At 63.3% G+C, this 13,564-nt stretch carries 12 protein-coding genes, 1 tRNA gene and 1 pseudogene; 6 read left to right on the forward strand and 8 right to left on the reverse strand.

From position 1 onward, the window contains the following. Positions 1-77 precede the first annotated feature (77 nt). A complete protein-coding gene (locus AB0J95_RS00915) occupies positions 78-641 on the reverse strand; it encodes a flavoprotein (RefSeq protein WP_364750475.1) in 564 nt (187 codons plus the stop codon). After that, the gene (locus tag AB0J95_RS00920; protein ID WP_364750478.1) at positions 641-1,882 is read right to left on the reverse strand and encodes a helix-turn-helix transcriptional regulator; all 1,242 of its coding nucleotides are present in this window, start codon (positions 1,880-1,882) and stop codon (positions 641-643) included. The genes AB0J95_RS00915 and AB0J95_RS00920 overlap by 1 nt, the downstream gene beginning before the upstream one ends. Before the next feature lie 465 nt (positions 1,883-2,347). On the opposite strand from AB0J95_RS00920, the gene AB0J95_RS00925 reads away from it, so the two are divergent. The 4 genes from AB0J95_RS00925 (at position 2,348) to AB0J95_RS00940 (ending at position 5,404) form a co-directional block, all read left to right on the forward strand. After that, positions 2,348-2,512: a YegP family protein gene (locus AB0J95_RS00925; RefSeq protein ID WP_364750481.1), complete on the forward strand. Its 165-nt coding sequence runs from the start codon at positions 2,348-2,350 to the stop codon at positions 2,510-2,512. 191 nt (positions 2,513-2,703) lie between these two features. Continuing rightward, positions 2,704-3,729: an S-4TM family putative pore-forming effector gene (locus AB0J95_RS00930; RefSeq protein WP_364750483.1), complete on the forward strand. Its 1,026-nt coding sequence runs from the start codon at positions 2,704-2,706 to the stop codon at positions 3,727-3,729. Positions 3,730-3,755: 26 nt separating this feature from the next. After that, on the forward strand, positions 3,756-4,616 hold the full coding sequence (locus tag AB0J95_RS00935) for a nucleotidyltransferase (protein ID WP_364750486.1): 861 nt from the start codon (positions 3,756-3,758) through the stop codon (positions 4,614-4,616). Positions 4,617-5,331: 715 nt separating this feature from the next. Continuing rightward, positions 5,332-5,404 (forward strand) — tRNA-Arg (locus tag AB0J95_RS00940). A gap of 194 nt (positions 5,405-5,598) precedes the next feature. Here AB0J95_RS00940 and AB0J95_RS00945 read toward each other — a convergent pair. Next, positions 5,599-6,504, reverse strand: a complete 906-nt coding sequence (locus AB0J95_RS00945) for a MerR family transcriptional regulator (RefSeq protein ID WP_364750488.1) — start codon at positions 6,502-6,504, stop codon at positions 5,599-5,601. A gap of 44 nt (positions 6,505-6,548) precedes the next feature. On the opposite strand from AB0J95_RS00945, the gene AB0J95_RS00950 reads away from it, so the two are divergent. Further along, positions 6,549-7,283, forward strand: a complete 735-nt coding sequence (locus AB0J95_RS00950) for a maleylpyruvate isomerase family mycothiol-dependent enzyme (RefSeq protein WP_364750490.1) — start codon at positions 6,549-6,551, stop codon at positions 7,281-7,283. A 372-nt stretch (positions 7,284-7,655) separates the two neighbouring features. On the opposite strand, the gene AB0J95_RS00955 is transcribed toward AB0J95_RS00950, so the two are convergent. Beyond that, entirely contained in the window at positions 7,656-8,102 is a 447-nt protein-coding gene (locus AB0J95_RS00955; RefSeq protein ID WP_364750493.1) for a DinB family protein, read from the reverse strand. 737 nt (positions 8,103-8,839) lie between these two features. Here AB0J95_RS00955 and AB0J95_RS00960 point away from each other — a divergent pair. Next, positions 8,840-10,111: an MFS transporter gene (locus tag AB0J95_RS00960; protein ID WP_364750496.1), complete on the forward strand. Its 1,272-nt coding sequence runs from the start codon at positions 8,840-8,842 to the stop codon at positions 10,109-10,111. Positions 10,112-10,121: 10 nt separating this feature from the next. Here the strand turns inward: AB0J95_RS00960 and AB0J95_RS00965 are convergent, their stop codons facing one another. The 4 genes and pseudogenes from AB0J95_RS00965 to AB0J95_RS00980 all read right to left on the reverse strand — a co-directional run bounded on the left by AB0J95_RS00965 (position 10,122) and on the right by AB0J95_RS00980 (position 13,508). Continuing rightward, positions 10,122-10,631: a hypothetical protein gene (locus AB0J95_RS00965; RefSeq protein ID WP_364750498.1), complete on the reverse strand. Its 510-nt coding sequence runs from the start codon at positions 10,629-10,631 to the stop codon at positions 10,122-10,124. A gap of 73 nt (positions 10,632-10,704) precedes the next feature. After that, on the reverse strand, positions 10,705-11,742 hold the full coding sequence (locus AB0J95_RS00970) for an aldo/keto reductase (protein WP_364750500.1): 1,038 nt from the start codon (positions 11,740-11,742) through the stop codon (positions 10,705-10,707). A 33-nt stretch (positions 11,743-11,775) separates the two neighbouring features. Then, positions 11,776-12,618: pseudogene (locus AB0J95_RS00975) on the reverse strand (NAD(P)-binding domain-containing protein); the annotation flags it as partial. After that, entirely contained in the window at positions 12,609-13,508 is a 900-nt protein-coding gene (locus AB0J95_RS00980; RefSeq protein WP_364750503.1) for an NAD(P)-binding domain-containing protein, read from the reverse strand. The pseudogene AB0J95_RS00975 and the gene AB0J95_RS00980, both read right to left, overlap by 10 nt. Positions 13,509-13,564: the final 56 nt, after the last annotated feature.

Genomic DNA, 13,564 nt, shown 5'->3' on the forward strand with positions numbered 1-13,564 from the left:
GGCACCCGGTCGAGTGCCGTGCCACAAGAATCCCGGCGATCACGCCTTACACCCCGGACAAACTGTCCGGGTACCCCTCAGCGGGGTGTTTGACCAGCGGAAACGATGGCGTCCATGATGGCCGACCAGGGCAACTCACGACCCGACGGCGCCTCCCGCGGCTTGTACAGCGGCCAGACGTCCTCGCCCATCACCAGGTGCACACCCGCCCGAGTCAGGGCCGCGATGTGGTCCTCCCAGGCTGGCTGGTTCACGTGTGCCGCGTTGACCCGGGGAAACACCACCACCGGAACCTCACCAAGCCCGATCGTTTCGCAGACCTGGGTGAGCGCCTGGTTGTCCGCGATCCCGAGCGCCATCTTCGCGACCGTGTTGGAGGTGGCCGGGACGACCGCGTAACAGTCGATCTTCGGGTGCGGACTGTCCTCCCACGGCATCCGGGGCTTGTGCCTCACCGGCAAGCCGGTCAGCGCTTCGATCTTCTCCACGTCGCCGGTCGCGTCCAGCCAGGACCACGCCGTCGGGGTCAGCGTTACCGCGACCCGCCAACCGCGCTCCAACATTGGCGCAACCAGCTTCGGCACGATCTGTTCCAGACCACCGGCCGCACATCCCACCAGGCCCAGCACCGGAGCGGTCATCAGCTCTCGCTCACCGCACGGCACCGCTCCGCTAGCGCGAGCAGCAACGAGGACTTCTTGCCACCCGTCACCGGCGCCCGTCGGTACAGCGTCCTCACTACTTCGCGCGCGATTGCGCTGTGCCGCAGCAACTGTGGCGACTTCTGCTCCGCGGAGAGCAAGACCTGAAGCGCATCTTGGTCCTTGGCGAGCAGGCTCAACGCCCGCGCCAGATCAATCATGTGGGTGACCTGGCGTTCCACCGGTAGGCCGGCGGTGTCCACACCGGCCCCTTGGTCGGCGACGAACGCGATGTCACCCAGGTCCAACGACGCCGACAGCTGGTGCAGCACCACATTGCGAGGCCCAAAGCCCGTCTGCCAGTAATTCGCATCCTGGCCGAGCGCGGTCGCCGCCTCTTCCGCCTTGCTTAGCAGCTCGTTCGCCGTCGCCCGCTCCTGATGCCGGGCCGCAGCCACCGCCGCCCGCAGGTGCAGCATCCCGTAGAGGCTCAGCGCACCCGGGTCGCCCTCACGCATCCTCGGTTCCAGATACCGAGCCGCCGCGTCCCCAAGCTCCAGGGCGTCCTCAAACCGGCCCGTCGCCAACAACGCATGCGTCCCGGACCGCGCGGCCGAGGCCAACACCAACGGATCATCAGCCACGTCCGCCGCATGCATGGCACGTTCGGCCGCGATCCACGCCAGGTCAGCCTCACCGATCTTGCTCAACGTCGTCGCGGCCAGATGATGAATACGCGCCGACACCGCCGCAGCCTGCCGCTTGTACGCGTCATCCACACTGGAAGACTCCATCTGCTGAGCCGTCTTGATCAAACGCGGCAACACGGCCACCACACGCCCGATCTGCCCCGCCTGGTAGTCCATCCACGCGGCCTCAGCCCACTTCGTCACCGGCCCCGGATCCACATACTCAGGCGACACCGACGGCCCGAACAACGTCTTCGACAACCGGTGCGGAGTCATCAACGCATCCCGAATCGCCGGGACATCATCGTTCTTCTGGTCATCCTCCAGAAGCACCGGCTCCCCGAGCAGATCCCCCAGCGAGACCCGCAGCGCCCGCGCCACCTCCACCAGCACATCCAGCCGGTTGACGTCCCGCTCACCACGCTCGATCTTCGACAACCAGTCCTCAGACCGCCCCACCAACCCCGCAAGCGTGGACTGCGCCAACCCACGACGCCGCCGGTAGAACGCGATACGTTCCCCGACCGTCAACGGATCACCAGCCCCACGCACACATCCGAGGCTACAGCCAGGCTCGCTTCACCGAGCCTTTCACGAGCGTGAACGTATGCCTCCAGCCAACGGTGCACGTTCCGGTGTGCTTGATCCATGAGCACACGCGTGGCGTCATGTTAGCCCACCGTCCATACCAATCCACATCTTTGTAAGGATAGGCAGCCCTCACTTGACTCACGCTCGCACCAGGCCGACAACCGTCGTTCGGGTATAGTTAACGTGACGCTAGTCACTTCCACCTTGGGATTGGTAGTACGACTGAACGAAATTACAACCGTGTAACCCCAGGTGGGATCGTTTGCAGAGGTTGGACCTCAACACAACATACTCGTGAGAAACATATGTTCGACACTAGATGTTGGGGTTGTGAGGTCCAGGTAAGTTGCGAAGGACGCAACGGCGTGGTCCACTTTGTCATGAACGCATCGACCACGGTGCGTCACCAAGGAAAGTGGTCAGAAGATGATCTTCCAGATTCTCCCTGCCCTGAACGGTCAGTGGTTCTTTCGGATCAAGTCGGGCGCCAACATCCTGGCCCACAGCGAGACCTACAGGGACAAGGCCAGCGCTCGAGCGACAGCCCAGCTGATCATCAACAACGCTGGCAACGGTCGGATCGTCGAGTAGTGATCGTCAGGTAGCGAAGACGCGCGAGCCCCCGCGTTCCGAAGTGATGCAAGCACCTCGGAGCCGCAGGGGCTCGCCACACCGTACCGCTCAACCCTCGAGGCTTGGCAGAGCTTCTCGCGAGTCAGTGAGATGGCGGTCGCTGACGAAGAAATACATCCGACCATGAAGGCTTTTCAAAATTCATAAGGGTGAGAAAATATATTCGAACCCGTCACAGCAACGATAGATATATTGGACGTGCGTTTACTTCAGAGGATACTGCATTCTGCGATTCCTCAACATGGTGGTACGCAGGAGCAACGAGAGGGGCTTCTAAGTTGCAGCAGCCAACAAACCCAAGGATAAACGCTGTCCAAAACCAAGAATTTTCAATTCGGCTCCTCGCAGCGCAATGCCGACTGTATTCGGACGCCAAGGTGATCCACCATCTGCGCCTATGGATCATTATTGCCGGAACCGTACTCGGCATCGCGGCCGGATTCGCATTCCCAGAAGGTCGAACAGCTATCGGCCTGTCCTGCGGTTGCATGCTTCTACTTATCGGAGTCCTTGGAAGCATCCGAGAGAAGAGAAAGACAAAGGATGCCGCATCCATCCAAGAGGAACTCGATACGTATCTCTTTCAACTCTCATGGAATAGCATTCTCGTGGACCGTCCGAGTATAACGCTCATCGCAGAAGCATCCCGTCGCTACAAGGGTCCACGTCTTGAAGATTGGCATCCTGACACGAACCACATACCACGCCCTTTGGACATACTCGTATGTCAAAGGAGCAACCTTGGCTGGGGAACCACTCTACACCAGCGATGGCGATTCGTTCTTCTCGCCACACTTCTCGGCACAATATCGATCTTGGTAATTCTTGCTACTGTCATTCGCCTGCAATTCGTCGAATTTCTAGCGTCGATATTCGTGCCAAGCCTGCCACTCATTCGTGAGCTATTGGACCAAATACGCGCTCACAACGACAGTGCCATCAGCAAGTCGTCCGCCGAGGGCAAGGTGCTAACACTATGGAGGCAAGGGCTTGATGACTTAAGCAAAGTATCCGCTGCAGACTGTCGCGCCATACAGGACCAGATATTGACCTATAGACAGACTCACGCACCAATTCCTGACTGGTTTAACCAAATCTATCACGCAGCGAGCCATGAAAGCATGATCGCTAGCGCCGACTTGCTCGTCAAACAAGCAAAAGAGCGCCTGGGCTAGCAAAGATAGGGAATGCGAGGAGACAAGTGACCACAACAGCTCAAGCCTTCGACCTTCTCCTAGAGGAGATTACACCTACGGACTACCAGAAGAACACGATGGTTCCGGCCCGGAAAGAGTCCGTACGCGCTAAATTGAGCGAATCTTTCCCAGCAAGCTGCGACATGCCGTTCTGGAAGATCGAATTGATCGGATCTGCAGCCAAGAGCACGGCAATTCGCCCCATCGATGACATTGACGTGCTAGCCGTCTTCTCTGACGAAAAAAACGCGTACTCGAAGTACCAATTCGACTCACAGAAATTCCTGTACAGGATACGTGAAGCTTATGCTGGAGTCGAAACCAAACAAGTAGGTTCACGCGGACAAGCCGTCCGCGTATTCTACCAATCTGGAGGTCACGTAGATATAGCTCCAGTGTTCTTCAAGGGTGGCGACGACTACTACCTCCCTGCCGGAGACGGAAGTTGGATCACTACAAGTCCACTTAAAGCAAATGAATGGTTCAACCGAAAGAACTCCGAACTTTCCTACCATCTTAGACCAGTGGTTCGATTTGCGAAAAAATGGAATAAGGAGCATTCGAAGCGGTTTCGTTCGTTTCACCTAGAAACAATGGCCGCTTCATGTTTCTCATCGCTCGGGTCCAATTATCGCTCCGCAATGGCGCGCTTCTTTGAGTGGGCGCCTAGCTATCTTGATGTCTACGACCCAGGAGGTCACAGTGGCAACCTCAGCAGCTACATGACCTGGCAGCAGAGGCAGGACGCGATCGCTTCCCTCCAAACAGCCCATAGTCGAGCCGATAAGGCCTTGACCGCCGAGGCTCAAGGAGACCACGACGAGGCTAGAAGGCAATGGAGCATTGTTTTCGACGAAACTATGTGACCCACATATCCAGCGATGGGCCCTCTCTGCAGCAAGCCATCGTCGTATGACGGTCTCGTCGGTAGCGCCTCGAGGCTTCACTGTCGGCGCTTCAATACTGCCGAATTTGGCTCTATGGGATCAAGGCACGCCGCCGTCGGCGGCGCGCGTCACGCTTGCGGCGCGGGTGCCGTCCATCGCGACACGACCGGGCTCCCGCTTCGCTACACCCGGTCGGTCGCCCGGACAGGCCCGCGCCGCCGCGTGAGTAAGCAGGCCGCCGGCGACGCGTATGGCCCAAGAACCGAAGAGCCAGCCCACACCAGGCCGTGACGATCGCGGAGTGGCCGACCTGGACGAGCTGGGCGCGGCGATCGGCGCCCGTCGACGCTTCGCGCCAACGGCCAACGGGCAGTCGGAAGCCCCTCGGCACTGAGCGTCTAACGCCAGGCCACCAGCATCAAGGGCGCCGATGGCGTCGCTACGCGATGGGCAAGCCCACCCTTGACGCCGATGTCCCGGCGCTGAGGATGGGCCTGTACGAGGGGGCGGGAGGGAACTAGGTGGCGGAGGCCCACCGGGTGCCCCGTATGATCGGAGCTGCCAATCCGAACGTCGAGAGTCTGGAATCACGGCACGCGGCATAGGTGCGGCACAGCGAGCGTCAGACAGGTGGTCCGAGTCCACCGCGGAGCACGGCGATACCGTCGCTGACCTGCGAAGATGCGAGCAACCAGCCCTCGTAGCTCAGGGGATAGAGCATCGGTTTCCTAAACCGTGTGTCGGAGGTTCGAATCCTCTCGGGGGCACTCGTCTTTCACCGGGCGAAACGGCCTCCTACCAGCGGAAACGCAGGTAGGAGGCCGCTAACATGTTGTCCGGTTGTATGCGGCGATGACAGGTCGGTTATGGCTGTTCTTGCCCGATAGCTGCTCAAGTTCCCCACGGCTGCCCCGCTTCCGCCAGCGTCGCCCTTACGCAGGTTTCCAGCTCGGGTGACGCCTTAGCTGACGGAGTGGTTGAGGGCGTCGAGGAGCCAGGTGTGGGTGATGCCTGGTGGGGCTGGGTCGGTGGTGATCTCGCCGACGAGGTGCCAGTAGCGGCGTACTTGGGGATGACGGTCGGAGGCGGTGCGGTGGTTGAGGGCTCGGCGGAAGCGTGGGGTGTCGTGGGTGCGGAGGGCGGCGGCATGGGCGGCGACGAAGTGGTCGAGTGCGCGGCCGGGGATCGGTGCGGTTCCGGCGGCGACGTCGGGGAATGCCAGTTCGCAGGCTGCGCCGACGTCGGCGTGGAGGGCGCCGAGGTCGGCGATGCGGTCGTGGTTGACGAGCGTGCTGGTCCGTAGGTGGGTGACGAATGCCCGGTCGGAGGCCAGCAGGACAAGCTCGGCGTAGGCGACGACCTGCGCAGGAGTCGGTAGTTCGGGCGGCGGTGGGGCGCTGACCTCAAGGAACATCTGAGCCGAGTCGGGTGGGATTGGTCCGGTGGTCATCGGATACCAGAGGCGGATCAGGGTGTCATGCGCGGCGAAGCCGTCCTGGACCGCGGACAGCAGCTCGAGCCGGGCGGGGCGGTCGGTCAGTGGCGCATCTTCGACCGCGCGGAGCGCCGAGCGTCGCCAGGCCAGCGTCGCCATCTCGCGGTCGAGGGCAGCCCGCTCCACGGCCACCGCTTCGTCGAGCGAACGTTGGCCGGCGAGGACATCGGCGATGGACCGCAGACCCAGCCCAAGCCCGCGCAGCCGCCGGACCAGGTTCAGCCGGTCGACCGTGGCGATGTCGAACCGACGGTGGCCACCAGCGCTGCGCACGGGCTCCAAGAGCCCCTCGTCGCAGTAGAAACGAACCGTGCGGACGGCCACGCCGGTCCGCCGGGCCAGTTCGCCGATTCCGAGTGTGTCGCCGGTCACTATCGGTAGAACCTCCAGCCGAGTGGAATTCCTACGGTACGGCCATGGACTACGAACGACTTGCCGAGGGACTCCACGAGCACACCGCCGCGTTCGCCGACGCGGTGGCCGGCGCCGACCCAGACACCAACGTGCCCACGTGTCCAGAGTGGTCACTGCGAGTGCTGGTCGGACACATCGGCCAGGCACACCGATGGGCCGCGAGCATCATCCGCTCCGGCCCGAGCCCAGTGCCCGACCCGTTCGACGCGGTACCTGGCTCCCCCGAGGGATGGTCCGACTGGCTCCACGCAGGCGCAGCAGAACTTGCCGACGCGGTTGCCACTTCCAAGGGTCCAGTGTGGACATTCTTCGGCTCCCAGTCGGCAACCTTCTGGCTACGCCGGATGTTGCACGACACGACTGTCCACAATGCAGACGCCGCGTTTGCCACAGGAGCCACATTCGAGGTGGCACCTGATCTCGCGGCCGACGCGATCAGTGAATGGCTGGAAGTACTGTCCAATCCGGTCACACCAACGCTCAAACCGGCGTTCGCCGAACTTCGCGGCACCGGCCAAACCCTCGAACTCCGCCCGTACACCGGCATGGGCTGGCTGATCACCCGCACCCCCAACGGTGTCCAATGGGAACGGTCCACGGACACAGCCGACGTGACATTGGCCGGCCCCATCAAAGACCTGCTCCTGGTGTTGACTCGAAGGCTGCCAGTCGACCAAGTCACCGTCACCGGCGACCGTAGCCTGGCCGACCACTGGCTGGCCCACACTGCCGCATGAGAACCGCAAAGTGCGGTCGAATCACCGGCCTTCCGTTGACGCATGCTCGCGTTGACTTGATTCACCTTCTGTCCAAGCTGTCGCGGGCGTGCCCGTCCCATCCTTCGGCGAGCACGGCAAAGACGATGTTCAGAACGTCGGCCCGTTTTGTCAGCATCCGCCTAGCGCTCCTCGATCGTCGTCATTTTGCCGTCGGCACCTTGGACAGCTGACAGGACTCCGGCGATGGGCCGACCCCTCGCCCGGCCTCCGGATTCCCTTCAGCAGCGATGAACACTCAGACCGTCAAGGGTCTCCTTTCGAGTGGTAGGCCAGGGAATCGGCCACTGCAGCCCGTTCGGGTATTCCTGGCCTGAACCATGTCGTTCGGCGTCAGAGCCCCACCTGTCCGTCGATGTGTTCGCGCAACAGGTCGGCATGACCATTGTGACGGGCATACTCCTCCAGCATGTGCATCAGGACCCAGCGCAATGAGACCGGGCCCTCACCGGGTTCGATCCCGACAATGTCCAGGTTTGGCGCTGTGGCTGCGAAATGATCGGCGAACGCGATCCCGGCCTGCCATGCCTCCCACGCCTGAACCACTTGTTGCGGGTCCGCGGCAACGTCGAACGCGGCCGCAGGCGATGGGAACAGCGGGGCAGGTTCCTCGCCCGCCATGACCTGGCGGAACCAGAAGCGCTCCGACTCCGCGGCATGCCAGACGAGCCCGAGTAAGGACAGGGCCGAAGGACCCACGGACCGTTCCGCAAGCTGCGCTGGGCTGAGACCGGCGCACTTGAGCCTCAGCGTTTCCCTGTGCCAGCCCAGGAACGCCAAGATCGTCGTGCGCTCATCGGCCCGCGGTGGCCGCTTGGCCCGGGAGCCACCGTCACTCCCCGCAAAAGGCGTAGGGGGCACCTGATTCTCCCTCGTCAGTGATCCACATGTGCGTGAGCACAGTCCGCCCAAGCCAGATCAACGCCGCAGCCCGTTGCCAAGCGCAGGCGCTCTCGTCGGAAAGTGCCAGTCAACCAAGATCTTCCTTTCATCGAACCAAAGACCGGCTCCGGCAGCCCGAAACCCCTGCCCGCGCGGCCAACGATGCCGACCTTGGCGCGCTGATCCGCGACAAGTGCCGGTAGCCGTCCCGTCCTGGCTATGTCTGTAGGCAGGACCCGGAAATGCCGTCCCATCCCACGCCGACACCACTTTCATGGCTCGGCCTTGGCTCCACGAACCACGCCGGCCCTCAAAGTCGATTGGCGTGCTTTCGCCGATCGCCCACGATCACGTCCTGCCGCGCACCAAGATGCTCTTGACACCTTCGTAGTTCATTCCCCCTGGTTCCAGTAGTTGAAATCGCATCCATCCAGCGGTCACACAAAGCGCCCGTTCATCGGGCCAATTGGCCCATGTCCGTGCTGTGACCAGCGGATGCCAGGCCGGCCTCGGCCAAGTTGACATTCGGCTGATTGGAGCCACCGCGGTCACCGGCATTATGCGGGTGAGCGCCAACTGGGCGATTCTGCCCGTTGCGGATTGTCAGACCGTGAGCGATAGCTCACCCTGAGGCCATGTCGGGGATACGTAAGGTCGCGGTCGCGAGCGCGGTGGGCAACGCCGTGGAGCTGTACGACTTCCTGTTGTACGGCACGGCATCGGCGTTGGTGTTCGACAAGCTGTTCTTCCCACAGGTCGACCCCAGGATCGGGGTTCTGTTGTCGTTCGCGACGTTCGGGGCGGGATTCCTCGCCCGGCCGTTGGGCGGCGTGGTGATCGGGCACTTCGGCGACCGCATTGGACGGCGCACGATGCTGGTGCTCACGTTGACAACGACGGGTTTGGCCACCGCACTCATCGGCGTGCTGCCGACGTACCATTCGGTGGGCATTCTGGCGCCGATCCTGTTGGTGTTCCTCCGTGTGGTGCAAGGGTTCTTCATGGGCGGTGAGCAGGGCGGCGCCTCGCTCATGGCGGTGGAACACGCTCCCGCGGGCCGGACCGGCTGGTACGGCAGCTGGATCTTCATCGGGTCGCCGGTCGGCCTGGTACTGGCGAACCTGGCCATGGTGCTGGCGACGTCGATCTCCGGGCCGGACTTCCTGAGCTGGGGCTGGCGGCTGCCGTTCCTGCTCAGCCTCGTCCTGGTCGCGATCGGGCTGTATGTCCGCATGTCGATCCAGGAAAGCCCGGTGTTCGCCCGGACCGAGGCCGTGCGTCTGCCGATCGCCGACGTGCTGCGTGACGACTGGCGCCGTGTGCTGCTGGGCGCGGGCGTCAACCTCGGCTTCAACATGTTCATCTTCGTGCTCGCCACCTTCGCGGTCTCCTTCAGCCGCAAGCAGTTGGGAATGTCCCAGAACACCGTGCTCTGGGCGATCCTGGTCGGTTCGTTCGCGCAGGCGGTGTCCGTGCCGTTGTTCGCGCGGTTGTCCGACCGGATCGGCAGGTTGCCGGTGATGCTGGGCGGCGCCTTGTTCATCGTGGTGTTCGCGTTCCCGTTCTTCTGGCTGCTGGACGGCCGTTACCTGATGATCGCGATGATCCTGGGCTTCGTCGGGTCGGGCGCGCTGTTCGGGCCGATGCCCGCCTACTACGCGGAACTGTTCCAGACGAATGTGCGCTACAGCGGGGTCTCGCTGAGCTACCAGCTGGGCGCGGTGCTCGGCGGCGGCCTGTCGCCGTTCATCGCCACCTGGCTGATCAACGACACCGGCGGAACCTGGTCGGTCGCCACCTACCTGGTCGCCGGAGCGATCGTCAGCGCGGTCTGCCTGCTGGCCATCGGCTCGCTGCGCCCGCAGCTTGCTCGCGAGGACAGCGTGGCCGAGCCCAGCACCACGTGACCAGGACAGTTCACAAAGGACGATCGGGTGGACTGCCCGGCCTGACAGCCACTGTCAGGTCGAAACAGTCCGCCCGTCTGAGCCGTACCGTCGCCGCACTCCCGATCCGCACGGAGCCGGCCGCCTTCTGGTAGTCCGGGGGCGTTCCGTCGATGTCGAGCAGAACATCCGGCCTGCCCCGGATCCTCGGCACGACCGACGTGGTGAACCGCATGGTGTCTGTCCCACGCAGCACAACATGCGGCGTGAACTCGTCGAGCGAGATCCCCAGTCCCGCGAGGATCTCGCGCTCGCGCCGAAGATCACGGAACACCGCTACCGGCTCCCGCGCGTGCAACGGCACCCGCACCCGCCGCTCGCCGAGCTGGTAGATCCAGTCCCAGTTGACCTCCACCTCGTGCCTGGGCCCGTAGAAGGCGCTCAGCACCAGATGCACGACGCGCAGGCCGAACGAGCCCAACCGCTTGGCAGGACGGGTCTCCAGCAGTTTCCCGAGGGACTGTTCCCATGGCGATGACATGATCGCTACGCTAGCGGGCCCCACCGACAGTTTTGCTCGTTCGCTGGTCAGGCCGCCTTTTCCGGCCACAGCACTAGCGCTCAGCCGCCGGACGCCGCAGTGCGGCCGGGGTCAGCGACCGTGGGCTCCACGCACCGTCCGCCCGGTACATGTTGGTCCCCGGCGGGACGATCTCGTCGATCCGGTCGAGCGTCGCGTCATCCAGCACGACCGAAACCCCTTTCAGCAACGAGTCCAGGTGATCCATCGTCCGTGGCCCGGTGATCACCGACGTCACCGCCGGATGCGTGAGCGTGAACGCGACCGCAAGCTGTGCCAGCGTGCAACCGATCCCGTCGGCGACCTCGACAAGCTTCTCGACGACCTCCAGTTTGGCCACGTTCTCCGGCAGGCTCGGATCGAACCGGTGAGGTGTGATCGTCGGCCGCCCTGCCGACATGTCGATCGGCTGGTCCTTGCGGTACTTGCCCGACAGGAAGCCGGCCGCGAGCGGACTCCAGGTGAGCACACCCATGCCGTACCGCTGGCAGACGGGCAGGACAGAGGACTCGATTCCCCTGGCGAGCAAGGAATACGGCGGCTGCTCGGTCCGGAACCGCATCAGGCCACGGCGTTCGGCCACATGATGTGCTTCGGCGATCTCCTCGGCAGGAAAGGTCGAACAGCCGAAAGCGCGGATCTTGCCTTGGCGCACCAGATCACTCAGCACCCAGAGGGTCTCCTCGATGTCAGTCGTGGGGTCAGGCCGGTGGATCTGGTACAGGTCGATCCAGTCGGTCTGCAGCCGTTTCAGGCTTTCCTCCACCTCCCGGATGATCCACCGCCGCGAGTTGCCGCCACGGTTGAGTCCCTCGCCCATCGGGAAGTGCACTTTGGTCGCCAGGACCACGTCGTCCCGGCGGCCACGAAGTGCCTCGCCCACAATGACTTCCGACTCACCAGCCGAGTACATGTCGGCCGTGTCTACGAAGTTGATGCCCTGATCGAGGGCCGCGTGGATGATGCGGGCGCAGTCGTCATGGTCGGGGTTGCCGACCGCGCCGAACATCATCGTGCCCAGACAATGCACGCTCACCTGAATACCGGTGCCACCCAGAACGCGATATCGCACGGGCGCATCCTAGGAGCTGGAGTGCGCTCCAGATCAAGCCTTGAGCAGCTCCGCCAGGACCGTCCAGCTGGCCCTGCCGTGGCCCGCCGCGATCGCCCGGTCGTAGAGATCTTTCACCGCATCGGGTAGTCGTGGGTCTACGCCGAGCTCCTGGCTCGTGGCCACAATGTGGTCAGCCGTGGCACCCATCATGGTGACGCTGGCCAGGTCACCCGGATGCTCGCCGGCGTCGATCCGGCTGGCCGCATCAGCCACGTACATGGACAACGAGTTGAAGTTGTCCTCAGCCAATCTGGTGAATGCCTGTGCCGAAACACCCGCAGCGCGGAGCATTGCGGTCGCATGCAGGTATGACGCCAGCGACGTCAGAAAGATGCCGAGCTGCGCCTGGTAGTACAGCTGCGCCAGGATATGGTCCGCGCCAAGGTACTCCGGCCGACCAATCACCTTGAGCACCGCTTCGTACTGGTTGAACACGTCCGGAGGCCCGCTGTAGAACACGTACGCCTGCTCGCTGCCGACCAGCGGAGCCGGAACCATCACGCCGCCGACAATCAGCCGCGCATCCTTGTCCGCCAGCCACTTCACCGCCTCGCGAGTCCGGCCCGTCGAGTCCGAGCTGAGATTGACGATCACCTTCCCGGCCAGGTCGTGTCCCGTGAGAATGTCGTACATGGCCTGGTAGTCGGTCAGGCTGAGCACTATGAGGTCGTTGGCAGCCAACGCATCCGCCACACTGGCCGCGATATCAGCGTTGAGACCTTCCGCCCGGCCGGCCGTCCGGTTCCAGACCGTGACCGGATGTCCCGCCTCGTTGAACGCCCGCACCATCGCCCGGCCCATCGGCCCGAGGCCGATCACTGTGATCACCGCTCCCCCTTCCGGAGGATCCTGACGAGTCCCTCGATTCCTTCGGCGCCATGCCCATCCGCGACCTGTTCGTCGAGCAGCCCCTGCAGGGCAACGAACAGTTCCGGACTGACACCTTGGCCTGTGGAGGTGTCAAGAAGGTTCGAGTACGCGGCCGCTTGCATCTCGACCGGCGACGGACTCGCAACGCCCTGGCCACGCTCCAACGCCTCGCTAGTCCCCGCGACCGCGTCCATCATCGCTGTCAGCCACCGGGTGAGCATCGGCGCGAACCCACTGGCGGACAGACCTTCACTCGTGATGAGGGCGAATGCCTGGACGATTCCCATGAACATTCCGTACATCCCGCATAGCAACGAGACGTCGTACAATGCGGCGAGCCCCGGATCCGTTCCCAGGTAGTGGCTTTCGCCGAACACATCCAGAACCGGCCGGTAGGTGTCGAACGCGCTACGTGAACCGCTGTACAGGATGAACGCGCTTGGGCTGCCTATCATCGGCGGGATCGCCATGATGCCGCCCTCCAGCAGGTCCGCGTCCCGCTCCGCGAGCCACTTCGCCAATGCACGTCCTTGCGCTGGCGTGCTGTTGGTCAAGTTGACGACGATGCGCCCCGTCAACTCGGTGCCGTCGAGAACGTCCACTACGGACTGGTGATGCCGCAGGCAGACGACCACCAGCCTGTTCGCCGCGACTGCTTCCACCGCGCTGGTAGCCACTGCGGCGCCCTTGTCCGCCAACGCTTCTGTCTTGCCTGGGGACCGGTTCCACACGGTGACCTGGTGACCCCCAGCCACCAGGGACGCGGCCAGGGCGGACCCCATCGAACCCAGCCCGAGTACGGTCGCCGAAAATTTCTTTTCTTGCACCTGACCAGGGTGAACGTCCCTACGCACGATCCGCTGGGGGTGCTCGCACGACCGAAACTGTCGGTGCTCCCGGATACCGTCGG

Source organism: Actinocrispum sp. NPDC049592, assembly GCF_040675465.1.
GTDB lineage: Bacteria > Actinomycetota > Actinomycetes > Mycobacteriales > Pseudonocardiaceae > Kibdelosporangium.